The following is a 16,856-nucleotide window of genomic DNA, read 5'->3' as shown; positions in this document are numbered from 1 at the left end:
ACGCACATATACATAAAATCATAGGGGTGAACAATTCGTTCACCCCTTTATCGTTTTATTTAGGCGTTCAGTTACATCAAATGGAAAACGGCAAGAATTATAAAGTTCTTGCCGTTGGTTGAATATGCAATTCTGGTCGTTATTTCGTGAGTTCGCGGTAGCGCTCCAGACCGCCATTGAGGAAGTCCAGGTAGGCGGGGATATCCTCGTCGTAGGCACGACTGCCACTGAGGGGGCTGGCAGTGACGGGATCGAGGATGACGTAGTAGGGCTGGGCGTTGGCACCGAACTTATGGCTCTGCAGATAGCTCCACTTGGCACCCACGGTGCGTAGGGTCTTGGTATTGCCCTGTTCATCGGTAACCTCCAGAGGTTCTGCCAGTGGTGTCTTGTCGTCCACGAAGAGTGAGATGAGTACGTAGTCGCGGGTGAGACGGTCGGCTACGCGCTGGTCGGTCCATACGGCAGCCTCCATCTTGCGACAGTTGACGCAGCCGAAGCCGGTGAAGTCGATGAAGACTGGCTTGCCCTGAGCGCGGGCAGCAGCCATACCGGCTTCATAGTCGGTGAACTGTGCTTCAACGGTCTTGGTATTGAGGTTGAAGTCCTGTGTGTTCATTGGTGGGGCAAAGGCACTGACGGCCTTACAGGGGGCGCCCCACAAACCGGGTACCATGTAGACGGCGAAAGCCAGTGATACAAGTCCGCCCATGATACACAGCACGGGCATGGGTTTGCGGATGTCGCCGCCAACCTCGTCTTCCTGGAATTTCAGCCAGCCACAGAGGTAGGCTCCGAGCAGGGCAAAGATAACAATCCAGAGTGAGAGGAATACCTCGCGGTCGAGGATATGCCAGCCGTAGGCCAAATCAGCCACGGAGAGGAATTTCAAGGCAAAGGCCAGTTCGACGAAACCAAGGACAACCTTCAGGGTGGTCATCCATGAGCCCGACTTCGGTGCCTGCTTCAGCCACGTGGGGAAGAGGGCGAAGAGGGTGAAGGGCAGTGCCAGGGCGAAGGCGAAGCCAAACATGCCAAGGGCAGGGGCCAGCCAGTTGCCACTGGTGGTTGTCTCGACGAGCAGCAGACCGATGATGGGGGCTGTGCAAGAGAATGACACGAGCACCAGGGTGAAGGCCATGAGGAAGATAGACAGCAGACCGCTGGTCTCCGAGGCTTTTGTATCCACTTTATCGGTCCATGAGCCTGGCAGTTTGATTTCGAACCAGCCGAAGAACGACAGGGCGAAGACTACCAGTAAGAGGAATAGGAAGATGTTAAACACGGCATTGGTGGACATGGCGTTGAGGGTGTCGCTGCCAAAGAAGGCGGTGACGAGCAGTCCCAGACCGAGGTAGATCACGATGATGCTGAGTCCATAGGTGATAGCATCGCGGATACCTTTTTTCTTGTCGCTTTTGGCGCGCTTCAGGAAAAAACTTACCGTCATGGGGATGATAGGCCAGATGCAGGGCATCAGTACGGCCAACAGACCGCCTACGAAACCCATCAGGAGAATATAGAGCAGGGAGTGGTCGGTCAGACTGTCACCGGCTCCCATCGCCTTCATCTCGTCGATGACGGGTGCCCAGAGGGCATCCTCAGGGGAAGATGGCACAGTAACCATTGAAGAATCTGCTGCCACTGTGTCGGCTACCGCTACGGTATCGGCAACGATAGCTTCTTCGGCTTTCACTTCATCTTCAGCCTTTTTCTCCACTTCGGCCTTGCCCTTCTCCGGGGCTGCGGCAGGACTTTTACCCTGCTGCTTGAATTCTACCTGGGTGGGGGGCATGCACATCTCGTCATTGCAGGCGCCATACTCCAGATAGCAGTCGATGGTGTAGGTGGGCTTGGTGAAGCGTACCTTCTGCACAAAGGTGGCCTTGTGCTCGAAGAAGCGCAGCTCCATATCAAACATCTTGTCGAACTGCTTGGTTTCCTTGCCGCGCGTCTGCAACTTGCCCACGGGTTCTGCACCGTCCATCTTCACGATGTTGAATGTAGCCGATACAGGTCCGCCGTCGCCAAGGTTGGTGGAATACACATGCCATCCCTCATCGATGATGGCGGTGAAAAGAATCTCTGCCTCATTGCCCTGAAGGGTCTTCAGTTGTGAGGTGAAGTGTACAGGCTCCATCATCTGGGCCCGTACACTTGTAGAGAGGATAACAGCCAAAAGGCTGATAATGAATCTATGCATATATTTATTGTTTAATAATAAGCTCTGCTTGGGCTACTTGATCACCGTCTTGCGACCGTTGGTGATGTAGAGGCCTTTGGTAGGCTGACTGATGCGACGACCCATGAGGTCGTAGATAGAAGTGCGCTCGTTGTTGTTGCGTTCTACGATACTGATACCAGTAGAGGTATCAACAGCAGTCTTGTTGGCGTTGGCCACAGTGCCCGTCATGTTGTCAATCAACAGAACCACAACCTTCAGTTTGGTGACATCCTTTACGAAGGATGCGCCATTGGTGTTGACAATGTCCTTTATGCTGAAGGCGTAGTTCACCTTGACTGGCGTGTCGGCAGTAGCGTTGTCGATGGTAGTGTTGGCGCCACCCTTCAACTCTGAGGTAAGCACGGCAACATCATTATATACCAGACCATAGACGGTGCTTTCGCCATTGGCAAACTGATCCATATAGAGGGGATTGCCCTGTGAACCACCAGCGAAGTAGTTTGACTGGCCCCATGCAGGATCTGTGAGACCATCAGCGGTGAGGATATATTCTACGGTATAGCTTTCATCTGTAATCAGGTCGTAGGGGAATGTGACATCAGTCGTGACATTGATGGTACCATTGGCATCGAGTGCGGCAGCAAGTGTGATGTCGGCCTGTCCAAACTGTTTATTGTTCTCGGCAAGGTCAGCAGCAATGCCAAAATCAGTATTTGAGAGACCATAATAAGCATCGAGCTCAACGTTGCGGTCCATCCAAGAATCGGGGAATCCGGCAACCTTTGAGGGGAAGTAGGAAGAGGGCATAATCTCCATGTCATCGCTATTGTGATAGCTTACCAGTACATACTCATCGGGATAGAGCTCTGCCAGTTTCTCAAGACCTACGTAGCCACGTGGGCACCAGCCACACCATGTACCAGTGTATTCTTCGAGCAGGGTACGCTTCTTAGGCAGGGTTTTCATGACAGCGAGAGGAATCTCTGTGACGTTGACCTCTTCATTGTCATTCCCGTTCACCTTGGTAGCCTTAACCTTTAGACTGTAGTTGCCAGCGTCCGCAATAGCGGGAATCTCGAGCTTTACAGTAGTTGAAGCGCCGAAACGGTTATTCAGACTTACATTGAACTGCTTGTCGTCAGAAAGACCAGCCACCTCGTAGGCTACATTAACAGATGTGGCACCGTTACCACCATAGTTCACAATGGTGACAGGCAGTGTGAATGCTTCACCAGCCTTAACATACTGACTCTCGCTGTCGGCAATAACCACAGCGTCGCTCTTGACGGTGCTGCCGACGATGTCGACTGTGAGCAGAGAGCTGCCGCCCAGACCTTCAGAGACATCGAGCCACTTCAGGAATCCGTCGGAGGTATGCATATAGAAACCACCCTGTGCAGGTTTGTCGCAGATAGCGACAGGCTGTGCGTTGGCTTCAGACTCCGCGTTGTTGATAGTCAGGGAGTAACCGGCATAAACACCACCCTCGGGGATGAGGTAAGGCTTTTCGAGTTCAACGGTAATGTATCCGGCCTGAGTAGGCGTTACGTTCTTTACAACGATATCGGCGGCGTTCTTGCCGTTCTCAACACGCAGTTGTGAGGTGAGGAATACATTGATGTCTGAAACACCCTCAGTCTCCTGCAAGGGGAAAGTGATGCTCTTGATATAGTTGCCCACCATGGCAGCACTCTCAATCTTGACGGCTACATCGTAGGTCTCAGGCTTGGAATTGTTCGTTACGGTAGCGATATTCTCGCCGCTATCTTTGAAATAACCGAAAGTGATGGTCTTATCGGTGGCGTTGATAGTTGGCTCAGGATAAGCGGGTGTTGCTGCGGCAGGCTGAACCTCTGAACCAAAACCATAGGCGTCGACCCATGCGATCTCTGACTTGTGCTCCTCGTTGCCACCACGATAGATAGCCTGTACACCAAAGGCCTCAGGACCAATCACGTGATAGTAGAAACTACTATTGGCACCTGTGCAGTAAACATCCCATCCGTCAGAATAGCCATAGGGGAACTCGGTCATGGTTTCTTCTACCTGATTAGAGTAGTCCAGATAAGAGGTTGTCAACTGCTTCTCTTCGCCATTCACCTTAATCCATAGAGCGTATGATAATTTGTCGGCGCGGATATAGTTGCCGTTAACATCCTCACAATTAATATTGAAGTCAATAGATCCCCAGCCATAGCCCAAGGCGAAGTATTCCCATCCGTCCTCGTTGAGCTCGTTGATAACGGGTTTTACAGGGGTAGCGGCAACCTCGGTGAAGGGAATTAACTGAGCCTTGTCGAAGACGTACTGGTAATTGACGGCAGCCTTTCCAGAATTAAGCAGGAAGGTGGTGCTGTTGGTCAGTGTCTTTGCATTGGCATCATAGGTGAACTCAATGTCGGTTTTTGCAAGAGAGTAGGTCGTGACATAATCTTCATACCAGTCGTCATATTCCAGCTTGCCTACGGCAGAAACCAGGTATTGGTGGTATCCTGCTTTTTCGTCGGCACCTACATACTGTGCATTCTTGAAGATGACCTTATCGCCCTGAATAGTGCCCTTGATCCAGGTGTCTGGCAGGTTCTGGTCTATGCCCTGCACGTAAACATCGTCGCCATTGAAACCTACCTGCACGAGAGAACCGGCATAACCTTCGGCCTGCAGTGCGTAGGTCTCGGTTGTGAGACCGGCTGGAGCTTCAACCAGGGGATCTGAGATAGGCGCGATGCTGATGTTGAAGTCGGCATAGCCAGTCCATGAATAGTCATCGTCATAGATCATACCGATGACTTCTGCACCACTATTCAGACTGCCACTTGTAGAGATCTTGCCTGTTGAAGCATCGTACTTAAGTGTCAGCGTCTGGTTGGCTGCGGGAACATAGGTGCCCTGTTCGGCATCCAAGGTCATTTTGGCTACACAGAATCCATAGCCATAATCTGAGAAGCCTGCCTGCTGGGGCAACTGGATGGTAATGGTAGAACCATTGATGGTGCCCTCTGTCCATGTGCCTAATCCGGCTTGTGATACCAAGTCCTTAAAATATACCTTGTTGTTATCTGCAAATACTACGCTGGCGACAGCGCCAGTTACGTCGGCCATTCCGAGGCCAAACATCGTGGCATAGTACGAGGTGCAGTTGCGGGCATAAATTTTCAATTCGCCTGCGGGCTGTTCTGTGATGATGTCAGCACGACGGCTTGCACGACGTGAAACGGTCTGTTTGCCATTCAGCTTCTGATGGATGGATGACATAGTGCGCATGCCTTCCTGGCGGGATAGGTCGGTCTGGCGCTGCAGAGTCTTTGCTGACTGATTTTTACGAGATGATTTCTGCATCTCGGTAAGTGTTTCCTGAACTTTCTTAGGCAGACGGACGTCTTTTTTCGTCTGCGCGAAACTACTGACAAATGCGAATACTGTTGCCAGCATGAGGAGTAATACTTTTTGCCTCATAATTTTTTAGTTTTTGTTAATAATAAATGATTAGAGATAGATCTCTTTAGCTAGTTTATTTTTTGATCTTAACGCATGTAATAGTGTCATCGGCATAGATGGTCTTTGTGAGGTAAACACCAGAGACTGGCTGCTTGATTTTTTTGCCTGTCAGGTCGTAATAAACTACCGAACTGATGGTCTTGCTGGTCTTGCCTGACTTGATTCCCGTGGTGCCATATGTGAACTTAAGGGTGATAGTAGGACCTTCCTGGTCTTTCATCCATTTCTTGGTAATCGCATTCTGTTTATAGGTAACCAGGGTGTAGGCTACTGTGCAGGAACCTTCTCCTTTGGGCAACCATTCTGTAGCCATGCTTTGTAGGGCGCCAGCAGCCAACGCGCCGTTTTGTGTGGTGTAATTGCCTGCAGAGGGTGCCTGCATGCAATTCAGGGGGAAACACGACTGGAAGGAACCGTTGCTCATTGCCTGTATGGTGAATGTACCGGCACACTGCACCTCGGCATTGCTGTTGTTCTTGACAAAGATGCCAGAGGGCATCAGCACGTCTCCAAAGCCGTCATCTTCTGCTTCAGTAATGTTCAGGGTTGTTCCGTTAGTAATGACGTTACCGTCTTTGTCGGCAAACTGAAGTGGAAATTCGTTTTGTGCCTGAAGGGCGAGGGCAGCGAATAGCCCAAAGCATAACGTAAATAATTTTTTCATAAGTGTTTGTTTTAATACCTATTGTTTCTCTATTGTCGTCTTGATAGCTTGCAGAACACCACTGTCGTTATAGACAAAGGCTACAACACTGAGGTTGGATGTATTCCATGTATCATCAATAGTCTGCTGGTAATCCTGTGTCAGGGTCTCGCCTTCGCTGGGGGCGCATTCTTCACCCCATGTGCCATTGATGGCTGCACGCAGCACATGGTTGTGAACGTATGTCTTATTGACTGATCCATCGGGCATCTTCTGCAGGGCCGTAATGTCATCTTCCAGGAGCCATACCTGCACATTGCCGCTGATACCGGCCCTAAGGGCTGTCTCTTTGACGGTCACATGCACTTGATGCTCTTGAAGTGTGGCGGTGAGTTCCATTTCAAGGGGTGACTCTTTCTCCAACTCTTCCTTGACTCCTTTGGTCCAGTCGGTATAGTTCACTGCTCCGTGGCGGTTGATAAGGCCTACTGGCTGATACTCTAGCTCCCAGTGATTGTAATATGTGTCTCCAAGGTCGGTCGCAAGCCCGATGTTTACACTGTTGCCCTTGAAGCCCAATGGACCTCCGTGTATGCCTACGGCTATGACGTTATCGGGATAAGCTTCTTGTAATTGTTCGATGACCTCTGAGCCTTTGGGGCAGTTGACGCATTGCTGACCTGTAAAGTCTTCCAGCAGCACCACGCGTTTAGCGGGTTGCATGGGTACGTGTATCAGTCGCTCGTCATCGGCGATATGGTCGCACGCTACGAACATTATCAGTGATGCAATCAGATATAATGGAAGTATATATTTCTTCATGATGCCTTAGAAATTATAGTTGTATGACAGTGTGAAACCCTTGGTGGCAGGCACGTAGCGGCACACACCTCCAGAACAGTTGTAGCCAGCACGGGTTCGACCGTAACCTGCCTGAATGCGATGGCTTCCGATATTATAGGTCACAAGGCCCTGATAGTAGTGGGTATCGGTGACGCCACAGTTCCACATGTCGCTGACCGTAATCATCCAGTGGGGTGCGAGTGATAGCTCTGCCAGAGCAAATGCCCAGTCACGCTCATCCTGTTTGGTGGTGAGGTACTGCAGTTCGGTGCGTAGCTTGGTGCTGTGGGCTATCTGGAACATGGCATCGGCCACAAAGATGTCAGAATGTATCATGCCTCCCTCTCCTTCAATAACGGTTTTGTTGTAGCGCTGGTTCATGTACATCATGTTGAGCTTCACGTCACGTGTCAGTCGACGGGTGACTTGTACGTTCAAATCCTGGTAGTAGGTGTCTTCACCCCATTTCAGCCAGGCATGCTGTATAGCGCGGACGTAAGAGTAGTTCAGTTTCACATTCATTCCATATTTACCACCGAGGGTAGTCTTACGTTTGAAGTTATAGCCCACTTCTGCCTGATAGGCCCACTCACCATCGGCCAACTGGGTGGCATAGGGGTAGAGAGCGGCAAGGGCATAGGTGTGATCGAGTGTGAAGGCGGGTAGGTGGTTGATAAATGATGATGTGCCCAACATGCTTCGCTTGCTGCGGAACGACATGTTTTCTGAGCGCTTGGCCTGTACCAGAATGCTGAGACCGTTCTCGGAATAGGAGCCTGAGAGCATGGCTACGTGTCCCGGGTCATAGGTGTAGTCATTATCGAATGAGGGGTCTTGTGTCTTTTGGGCATATTCTGCAAGGATACCCCAGGGGCCGCGGTTCAGGGTGGTGCGAACGTCCCATGCGTTGACATACTTGGGGAGGTTCAGACGATGGGTGGGGTCTACGAAAATATCCTCGTCCTTTTCATATTTGTTTACCCATGAGGCACCGAGACTCAGACGGGTGTCGTGTTGCTGTAACTTTGATATCCATTCGTCAAGGGCTACCTCTGCGTCAGCACCTGATACCAGTCCGCCATCCCACTTCCAATAGTGACGTTGCTTGCCTGAGAGGAATTTCAGAACAACACCCTTGAGGGGTTTTGCCTGTAGACGGGCACCCAACAGTGAATTGTCGATGCCTAGTGACCGCTCTTCGTAAGTGCGGAGGATAAAGCCTGATCCGAACTGCTCATAGAAGGTGCCTAAGGTGAACTCGTTATTCCCCAACTTGCCTTTCACCCACAGGTTTGGGATTCCCCAGCCTTTGAAATCGTTCTCAAAGCCTGGCAGTGGGTGCTCAAGATATTCCAGACGGGCCCCGGCATCTACATGCTTACTCTGCATCTGCAGGTCAACATAGGTGTTGGTAAGGAGGTCACCTGTTTTCTTTGCACCAATCTTTTCGTCGTCCTGTGGCAGAAGTACGTCACTTTGTATGCTACCAGAAAGTGTGATGCCTTTTTGCTCCTCTTGCGCACCAATATGTAGAATAGATATTGTTAAACTGAAAACTATCAATAGTGTTCTCTTCATGTTACGCTTATTTTATGAGTTCGCGTACTTTTTCAATGAGTTCTTCTTCGGCACCATCGGTATAGCCGTTATGCTTGTAGACTATATTCCCTTTCCCATCGCAGATTAGTACAAAGGGGATTGTCTGAATGCCTAATGCACGCTTGAAGTCGCTGTTGGGGTCAAGTAATACATCGTATTCCCAACTATGGTTATTGACTAGGGGTTTAACTTTGTTCATATTCTGAGCCTGGTCTATACTAACGGCAAAGATCTTTACACCCGTCTCTTCTTTCCATTCGTCGTAGACTTCGGCGATGGCATCCAACTCACGATTGCAGGGCTTACACCAAGTGGCAAAGAAATCAATGATGAATGGCTTACCGTCATTCTTTAAGGTGTCAGTGTTTACTGTTTTACCATCTATAGTTTTCAAAGTTACATTGGGTAGTTGAGCAGATGCTACTCCTATCGAAAAAATACCCGAAAACAAAAAAAATAGCAAAAATTTCTTCATTTTTTCAATAAATATACTGTTAATCCTTACAATTCTGCTGCAAAGGTAGTAAAAAAAGTAATAAAATGAAATAAAACTTACTTTTTTTGCACAAAAAAACGGTATATCCTTACGAATATACCGTTTGTATGGTAGATAAAACCAAGGGTATTAGACCTTAATCTCAACCTCAACACCGCTGGGGAGCTCAAGCTTCATCAGGGCGTCAACAGTCTTTGCTGTTGAGCTGTAGATGTCAATCAGACGCTTGTAGTCTGACAACTGGAACTGCTCACGGCTCTTCTTGTTTACGAAGGTAGAGCGGTTAACGGTGAAGATACGCTTGTGAGTGGGGAGGGGGATAGGACCGCTGATAACGGCACCTGTAGCCTTTACTGCCTTCACAATCTTCTCGGCTGATTTGTCTACGAGCTTGTGGTCGTAGCTCTTCAGCTTGATACGAATTTTCTGACTCATGTCTTAAATTAAAAATTAAATATTAAAAATTAAATTTTTGAACTGCCACTAAAGAGTCATTTGCTCAGCGACAGCATTTATTGTAAGTGAAGAGCGGAAGCAAATTATTCACTTTTCACTCTTCACTTTTCCTTTCTTTATACGAGGTCTGCACGGCCCTTAACCTCCTCGAGTACTGCCTTAGCGATAGCGCTTGACAGAGGAGCGTGGTGATCGTACTCCATAGAGCTTGTTGCACGACCTGAGGTGATAGTACGCAGAGCGGTTACATAACCGAACATCTCTGACAGGGGAACCATTGCCTTAACGACACGGGCACCTGAACGAGCCTCTTCCATACCTTCTACCTGACCACGACGCTTGTTGAGGTCACCGATAACGTCACCCATGTTCTCCTCAGGTGTTACCACCTCGAGCTTCATGATAGGCTCCATCAGAACGGGCTTAGCCTTAGCGCAAGCCTCCTTGTAAGCCATCTGGGCAGCGATTTCGAATGAGAGCTGGTCAGAGTCAACGGGGTGGAAACCACCATCGACAACAACTACCTTCAGTGAGTCAACAGGATAGCCGCCGAGGATACCATTCTTCATAGCTGTCTCGAAGCCCTTTTGGATTGAGGGGATGAACTCCTTAGGAATGTTACCACCCTTAACCTCGTTGACAAACTGCAAGCCAGGATTGTTCTTCAAGTCGTAATCCTCATCAACGGGACCAACCTTAACGAGCATCTTAGCGTACTTACCGCGACCACCAGACTGCTTCTTGTAAACCTCTTCGATTTCAACCTCCTTGGTGATAGCTTCCTTGTAGTTAACCTGGGGCTTACCCTGGTTACACTCAACCTTGAACTCACGCTTCAGACGGTCGATAATGATATCGAGGTGGAGCTCACCCATACCAGAGATAATGGTCTGACCACTCTGCTCGTCGGTACGTACGGTGAATGTGGGGTCTTCCTCAGCCAACTTAGCAAGACCGTTGTCCAGCTTAGCGATGTCGGCCTGTGACTTAGGCTCAACGGCGATAGAGATCACAGTGTCAGGGAAGGTCATTGACTCCAGCACGATGGGCTTCTCCTCGTCGCAGAGGGTGTCACCAGTGCGGATATCCTTGAAACCTACACCTGCGCCGATGTCACCTGCGTCGATAGAGTCCATAGGAATTTCCTTGTTAGAGTTCATCTGGAACAGACGGCTGATACGCTCCTTCTTACCTGAACGGGGGTTGTAAACGTAAGAACCGGCCTTCACGCTACCAGAGTAAACGCGGAAGAATACCAAACGACCCATGTATGGATCGGTAGCAATCTTAAATGCAAGAGCTGAAGTTGCTTCGTCCTCGCTAGGCTTACGACTTTCCTCTTCGTCAGTGTTGGGGTTTGTACCAACCACAGCCTCTGTATCCAGAGGTGAGGGCAGGAATGAGCAGACAGCGTCGAGCAGGGGCTGTACACCCTTGTTCTTGTATGAAGAACCGCAGAGCATAGGAGTACACTCCATAGCGATAGTACCCTTGCGGATAGCTGCGATAATCTCGGCTTCAGAGATTGAGTCGGGATCGTCGAAGAACTTCTCCATCAAAGCCTCGTCGTACTCGGCAGCAGCCTCGAGGAGCTTCATGCGCCACTCGTCGCACTCGTCCTTCAGGTCAGCGGGAATCTCCTCAACATCGTACTCAGCACCCATGGTCTCATCGTGCCACAGGATAGCCTTCATCTTGATGAGGTCTACCAGACCCTTGAAGTTCTCCTCTGCACCGATGGGCACCTGAAGAACAACGGGGTTGGCACCCAGGATGTCCTTCATCTGCTGAACAGTCTCGAAGAAGTCAGCACCTGAACGGTCCATCTTATTTACGTAACCGATACGGGGTACGTTGTACTTGTCGGCCTGACGCCAAACGGTCTCTGACTGAGGCTGTACACCATCAGCAGCAGAATAAGTAGCAACTGCACCATCGAGTACACGGAGTGAACGCTCTACCTCAGCGGTGAAGTCCACGTGTCCCGGAGTATCGATCAGGTTGATCTTGTAATTGTTGTTGTTCCACTTCCAGTTACAGGTGGTAGCAGCAGAGGTGATAGTGATACCGCGCTCCTGCTCCTGTGCCATCCAGTCCATGGTAGCAGCACCATCGTGCACCTCACCAATCTTGTGGGTCTTACCTGTGTAGAACAGGATACGCTCAGAAGTGGTGGTCTTACCAGCATCGATGTGAGCCATGATACCGATGTTACGGGTCAAATGCAAATCTTGTTTTGCCATCTTTTCCTTTTCCTTTTAATCTTTTTACCTAAAATTAGAAGCGGAAGTGTGCGAATGCACGGTTAGCCTCGGCCATACGGTGCATATCCTCCTTACGCTTGAATGCGCCACCCTGGTTGTTGAAGGCGTCCATAATCTCAGCAGCCAGCTTGTCGGCCATAGATTTACCACTACGCTTGCGAGCAAAGGCAATCATATTCTTCATAGAGATGCTCTCTTTACGGTCGGGACGAATCTCGGTAGGAACCTGGAAAGTAGCACCACCGATACGGCGGCTCTTTACCTCTACCTGAGGAGTGATATTGTCCAGAGCCTGCTTCCAGATCTCCAGAGGAGCCTTCTCAGCATCCTTCATCTTGTCCTTTACAATCTCCAGAGAGTTGTAGAAAATCTCATAAGACTTCGACTTCTTACCGTCGAACATCAGATGGTTCACGAACTTAGACACCTTAGTGTCGTTGAAGACGGGATCCGGCAGGATCACACGCTTCTTTGGTTTTGCTTTTCTCATTGTTTTGTTTGAATGATTTTGTCTGCTAGGGCTGTTCTTTGTCTGTTCTTCAACGTCCACACTCGGACATTTACTCAACCTTGTGTAAGATTCACCAGCAAAACGGTTTTCTTTTTCTTTTCTTTGATTCGGCTACTTAACCATCACCGGTTAATTACTTCTTAGCCTTTGGACGCTTAGCACCGTACTTAGAACGACGCTGTGTGCGGTTTGCTACACCGGCGGTATCCAGAGTACCGCGAACGATGTGATAACGTACACCGGGAAGGTCCTTTACACGACCGCCACGAACCAGCACGATGCTGTGCTCCTGCAAGTTGTGTCCCTCTCCGGGGATGTAACTGTTGACTTCCTTCTGGTTAGTCAAACGAACACGGGCTACCTTACGCATAGCCGAATTAGGCTTCTTAGGAGTGGTCGTGTAGACACGTACACACACACCGCGACGCTGAGGACAGTTGTCCAGCGCGGGTGACTTAGACTTGTCTACGATCACCTTTCTGCCTTTGCGAACCAATTGTGAAATTGTAGGCATAATTTAATTTTTTAATTTTGTTGTTTATTATATATATTATTGTATAAATTTTCGCATACTATCATATCTCCACACTTCTGCGGAGACATTTCGGGCTGCAAAGGTACGCAATTTTCCGCAATCTACCTAATCTATATGGCTAGGAGGTTGCGGAAAAAGAGTATAATTAACAAAATATAACGTTAATAACGTTTTTTAAAAGCTGATTTTGCTTTTTATTTCATTACTTGACGCACCGATGTAGGCCATGAACTTTGTTGGCTCATATTTCCAGTTGTGGGTTTGCTCGTCCCATGTCATGAGGTCTTTTTCTGTAATTCGGAAGGTGGCTGTCTTGGTCTCGCCCGGCTTCAACGACAGTTTGGTAAAGTTCTTCAGTTCCTTGATTGGACGGGTTGCTGCGACCTTGGCCTGACCCACGTAGAGTTGTACGGTCTCTTTTCCTTCGCGTGTTCCCGTATTGGTCACGTCGATAGTCAGCTTCCATCCCTCAGCATCTTTTGTAATGGCGGGTTTACTGTATTTGAAAGTGGTGTAACTCAGTCCAAAACCAAAGGGGAAGAGAGGCTTGGTCTTATTCTTTTCAAAACCGCGATAGCCTACAAAGATGTCTTCCTTGTAATATACCTGACGTCGAGCCATTTCACCAGCACTGTTCTTTGGCGTCTCAACACCTGTAATGCCGGGGTAGGCTTCCTGACCATATTTTACGTAAGGGTAATCCTCGTAGTTCTTTGCGAAAGTAACAGGAAGCTTGCCACTGGGATTCACCTTTCCGGTAAGCACGTTGGCTAATGCTGTGCCCGACTCGCTGCCTAAGTACCAGCAATGTAGGAGGCCCTCCACCTTGTTGAGCCAAGGCATATGATAGGGGTTGCCGCCAAAGTTCGTCACGATCATTGGAGCATCGAATTCGGCCAAAGCAGAGATGAGTTCGTTCTGACCGAATGAAAGGTCATATGACTCGCGATCGCCATTCTCGCAATCCTGTTTGTGGTTCTTGTTGAGTCCTCCTATATATATAATAAGGTCGGCATTCTTGGCTTTCTCCAGTGCTTCCTGCTTCAGTGCCTCCTGTTTGGCTGGGTCAACCTTGTCCTCGTGGTCATACATCGCACGGCCGGAGGCGTAGCCTGGGGCGTAGTCAATTGACAATTGAGAATTGATATTTGACAATTGGGTGCGTAGGGCTTCTAGTGGCGAGATATCCCGGAGTGTTTTCAGTTCCGATGAGCCACCGCCTTGAGTTAAAGAGCGTGTGGCATTCTCGCCAACAACAAGTATCTTCTTGTATTTGCTGAGCTCAAGGGGTAGCAATGACGACTCATTCTTCAGCAAAACAATACCTTCTTCGGCAATCTGTCGGCACACATCGTAATGTGCTTCACTACACTGGTTGCCAATCACCTTGTTGGGATTCATGGCTGTGCGGAAGATGGTGCGCAACACGCGGGCGGCTTTCTCGTCGAGCACAGACATAGGTACCTTGCCATCGTTGACCAACTCTCTAAAGGGTTTTGCCAAGTAGTAGTCGTCATAGCCAAATGCGCTTTCACGCAGTTTGCCGTCTGTGTAAGTGCCCATCTCGATATCCAGTCCACCGTAGATAGCCTGCATGGTATTGGTGGTACCGCCCCAGTCGCTGACCAGTGCGCCGTCCCAGTTCCAGTCTTTTTTCAGAATGCCGTTAATCAGTTTGTCGTTATGACAGCAGTGGTCACCTTCCCACAGGTTGTAGGAGCCCATAATGGTCCATACATGTGCTCTCTCTACAGCCTGTTTAAACGGATACAGGTAGATCTCGTGGAGGGCACGCTCAGACACGTTGACGTTGACAGAGAAACGGTCAATCTCCTGGTCGTTCAGTACGAAATGTTTCAGACAGCAGGCGATGCCGTTCTTCTGGGCAGCCTTGATGTAGGGTACTACTATCTCACCAGCCAGGTAGGGGTCTTCACCCATATACTCAAAGGCGCGTCCGTTCATCGGCGTGCGCTGGATGTTGACACCGGGCCCCAGCATAATATCCTTGCCTCGGAAAGCAAACTCCTCACTGACAGCATTGCCGTAGGCGTTGGAAAGGTCACGGTTCCATGTGGCTGCCAGGCAGGTGAGAGAAGGGAAGGCCACTATATAGTCGTTGGTCCATTTCGCTGGACTCCAGGTGTTCCATTCCAATTCTTCGCGTACCCCATGGGGGCCGTCGTCCATATTCAGTTGTCGGATGCCTAAGCGGGGTACGCCAGCGCTGGTAAACTTGCTCTGTGCGTGGAGAATTTTAATCTTCTCCTCAGTGGTCATACGTTTCAGTGCATCCTTTACGCGCTCCTCAATAGGTGCCTGTGGGTTGAGATACGTCTGTGCTTTGACAGCAGAGGAAATCAGTGCTAATGAAGCAAGGATTAAAAACTTTTTCATTTCTTTGTTTTGGATCGGTGTTATGTGTTGTTAAAAGAATATCATGGATAGAGCGTAAGCCACGATAGTTGATACGAACACACAGATAAGACCAGGCATCATAAATGAGTGGTTGAGCAGGTACTTACCGATAATTGTGGTACCACTTCGGTCGAAGTTTACCGTGGCAATATCTGATGGGTAATTGGGGATGAAAAAATAACCATAGACGCTTGGCAATACGCCCAACAGGATAGGGCCTTCGATGCCAAGAGAATAGGCAAGTGGCAACATGGATACCACCACAGCACCTTGTGAGTTGATCAGTACCGATACTAGGAAAAAGACGATGGCAATGGTCCATGGATGTGACTTTACGATATCTTCGAGCATGGCCTGAATCTCTGGCATGTAGTTGGAAAAATATGTGTCGGCCATCCAGGCAATACCGTAGATAGCCACCACAGCCACCATGCCACTTTGCCATACAGGTCCTGCAACGGCTTTCTTGGGTTGTGCTCTACAGAAGATAATCATCAGGGCAGCTGCCGAAATCATCACAATCTGAATGACGAGATTCATCTTCAGGGGCTTACCATCCCAAGATGGCAGGATGTTGATGCCGAATATCTGTAACACGGATAACATCACGATGGCACCTAGAGCAAGCATGAATACATAGACGGCTCGCTTGGCTTCTGGAGCAATTCTTTTGTCGAGTGTTGTGGCACTGTTGCCATAAATGTAATTGTACTGCTCTGGGTCTTTTAGCTTTGCCTGGAATTGCGGATCCTTGTCCAAATCCAGACCGCGGTTGTAAGAGGCTGCTGCAGCTGCCATCAGTCCGCATAGACAGGCGGGAATGGAGATAAGCACAATCTGTATATTATTGACCTCAAAACCGTTTTCTGCAGATATGGCAGAGAATGCCACCACGGCTGCGGCAATGGGGGAACACGTAATACCCACCTGTGAGGCTATGGATGCAACGCCACAGGGACGTTCTGGACGGATTCCTTTCTTCAGGGCGATATCGCAGATGATGGGCATCAAGGTATAGACTACGTGACCGGTACCCACAAAAACAGTGAGGAAGAAGGTACAGAGAGGTGCGAGGAACGTAATCCATTTGGGGTGGTTGCGCAGTAACTTCTCGGCTATTTGTATCATCCAGTCCATACCGCCTGACGCTTGTAGCATACCTGCACAGGTCACGGCTGCAATGATGATGTAGATAACATCGGTAGGAGGATTGCCTGGTTTCATACCAAAACCGAAAACGAGGATGGCTAAGCCAATACCGGAAATAGCACCCAACGCCAAACTTCCGTAGCGTGAGCCGACGTACAACGCAAGGAGTACGACCATTAGTTCTACAATCATCAAAATACTCATAGGATATAGTTTTAAGTTATAAGAATACGCAAAGATAGGAATTATTTCCAATATT

At 49.2% G+C, this 16,856-nt stretch carries 12 protein-coding genes; all 12 read right to left on the bottom strand.

Annotated features, from left to right (window positions below):
• Nucleotides 1–139: 139 nt before the first annotated feature.
• A complete protein-coding gene (locus tag L6466_RS12215; RefSeq protein ID WP_237802705.1) occupies nucleotides 140–2,203 on the bottom strand; it encodes a protein-disulfide reductase DsbD family protein in 2,064 nt (687 codons plus the stop codon).
• 33 nt (nucleotides 2,204–2,236) lie between these two features.
• Nucleotides 2,237–5,641, bottom strand: a complete 3,405-nt coding sequence (locus L6466_RS12210; RefSeq protein WP_237802706.1) for a COG1361 family protein — start codon at nucleotides 5,639–5,641, stop codon at nucleotides 2,237–2,239.
• A gap of 55 nt (nucleotides 5,642–5,696) precedes the next feature.
• Nucleotides 5,697–6,347 carry a hypothetical protein gene (locus L6466_RS12205; protein ID WP_237802707.1) on the bottom strand — a complete coding sequence of 217 codons (651 nt, stop codon included), beginning with the start codon at nucleotides 6,345–6,347 and terminating at the stop codon, nucleotides 5,697–5,699.
• Nucleotides 6,348–6,365: 18 nt separating this feature from the next.
• Entirely contained in the window at nucleotides 6,366–7,148 is a 783-nt protein-coding gene (locus L6466_RS12200) for an Omp28 family outer membrane lipoprotein (protein WP_237794633.1), read from the bottom strand.
• Nucleotides 7,149–7,154: 6 nt separating this feature from the next.
• Nucleotides 7,155–8,747, bottom strand: a complete 1,593-nt coding sequence (locus L6466_RS12195; RefSeq protein WP_091850994.1) for a DUF6029 family protein — start codon at nucleotides 8,745–8,747, stop codon at nucleotides 7,155–7,157.
• Between the two features lie 7 nt (nucleotides 8,748–8,754).
• Entirely contained in the window at nucleotides 8,755–9,243 is a 489-nt protein-coding gene (locus L6466_RS12190) for a TlpA family protein disulfide reductase (RefSeq protein ID WP_237802708.1), read from the bottom strand.
• Nucleotides 9,244–9,393: 150 nt separating this feature from the next.
• The gene (gene rpsJ / locus L6466_RS12185; protein ID WP_091814681.1) at nucleotides 9,394–9,699 is read right to left on the bottom strand and encodes a 30S ribosomal protein S10; all 306 of its coding nucleotides are present in this window, start codon (nucleotides 9,697–9,699) and stop codon (nucleotides 9,394–9,396) included.
• Nucleotides 9,700–9,836: 137 nt separating this feature from the next.
• Nucleotides 9,837–11,963 (bottom strand): elongation factor G, encoded by a 2,127-nt coding sequence (gene fusA / locus L6466_RS12180; protein WP_237794643.1) that lies wholly within the window; start codon nucleotides 11,961–11,963, stop codon nucleotides 9,837–9,839.
• A gap of 34 nt (nucleotides 11,964–11,997) precedes the next feature.
• On the bottom strand, nucleotides 11,998–12,474 hold the full coding sequence (gene rpsG, locus L6466_RS12175) for a 30S ribosomal protein S7 (RefSeq protein ID WP_091814789.1): 477 nt from the start codon (nucleotides 12,472–12,474) through the stop codon (nucleotides 11,998–12,000).
• Nucleotides 12,475–12,628: 154 nt separating this feature from the next.
• The gene (gene rpsL / locus L6466_RS12170; protein WP_013063973.1) at nucleotides 12,629–13,009 is read right to left on the bottom strand and encodes a 30S ribosomal protein S12; all 381 of its coding nucleotides are present in this window, start codon (nucleotides 13,007–13,009) and stop codon (nucleotides 12,629–12,631) included.
• Between the two features lie 195 nt (nucleotides 13,010–13,204).
• Nucleotides 13,205–15,427 carry a beta-glucosidase gene (locus L6466_RS12165; protein ID WP_091814675.1) on the bottom strand — a complete coding sequence of 741 codons (2,223 nt, stop codon included), beginning with the start codon at nucleotides 15,425–15,427 and terminating at the stop codon, nucleotides 13,205–13,207.
• A gap of 30 nt (nucleotides 15,428–15,457) precedes the next feature.
• Nucleotides 15,458–16,801 (bottom strand): anaerobic C4-dicarboxylate transporter, encoded by a 1,344-nt coding sequence (locus L6466_RS12160; RefSeq protein WP_431356498.1) that lies wholly within the window; start codon nucleotides 16,799–16,801, stop codon nucleotides 15,458–15,460.
• Nucleotides 16,802–16,856 lie beyond the last annotated feature (55 nt).

Source organism: Prevotella communis, assembly GCF_022024175.1.
Classification (GTDB): domain Bacteria; phylum Bacteroidota; class Bacteroidia; order Bacteroidales; family Bacteroidaceae; genus Prevotella; species Prevotella communis.
Note: the sequence above shows the minus strand (reverse complement) of the source record. Positions and strands in the feature narration are given on the sequence as shown.

Coding starts and splice junctions, on each gene's coding strand:
- L6466_RS12160 (WP_431356498.1), bottom strand. CDS start 16,801: ATGAGTATTTTGATGATTGTAGAACTAATGGTCGTACTCCTTGCGTTG.
- L6466_RS12190 (WP_237802708.1), bottom strand. CDS start 9,243: ATGAAGAAATTTTTGCTATTTTTTTTGTTTTCGGGTATTTTTTCGATA.
- L6466_RS12165 (WP_091814675.1), bottom strand. CDS start 15,427: ATGAAAAAGTTTTTAATCCTTGCTTCATTAGCACTGATTTCCTCTGCT.
- L6466_RS12205 (WP_237802707.1), bottom strand. CDS start 6,347: ATGAAAAAATTATTTACGTTATGCTTTGGGCTATTCGCTGCCCTCGCC.
- L6466_RS12200 (WP_237794633.1), bottom strand. CDS start 7,148: ATGAAGAAATATATACTTCCATTATATCTGATTGCATCACTGATAATG.
- L6466_RS12195 (WP_091850994.1), bottom strand. CDS start 8,747: ATGAAGAGAACACTATTGATAGTTTTCAGTTTAACAATATCTATTCTA.
- L6466_RS12210 (WP_237802706.1), bottom strand. CDS start 5,641: ATGAGGCAAAAAGTATTACTCCTCATGCTGGCAACAGTATTCGCATTT.
- rpsJ (WP_091814681.1), bottom strand. CDS start 9,699: ATGAGTCAGAAAATTCGTATCAAGCTGAAGAGCTACGACCACAAGCTC.
- L6466_RS12215 (WP_237802705.1), bottom strand. CDS start 2,203: ATGCATAGATTCATTATCAGCCTTTTGGCTGTTATCCTCTCTACAAGT.
- rpsG (WP_091814789.1), bottom strand. CDS start 12,474: ATGAGAAAAGCAAAACCAAAGAAGCGTGTGATCCTGCCGGATCCCGTC.
- rpsL (WP_013063973.1), bottom strand. CDS start 13,009: ATGCCTACAATTTCACAATTGGTTCGCAAAGGCAGAAAGGTGATCGTA.
- fusA (WP_237794643.1), bottom strand. CDS start 11,963: ATGGCAAAACAAGATTTGCATTTGACCCGTAACATCGGTATCATGGCT.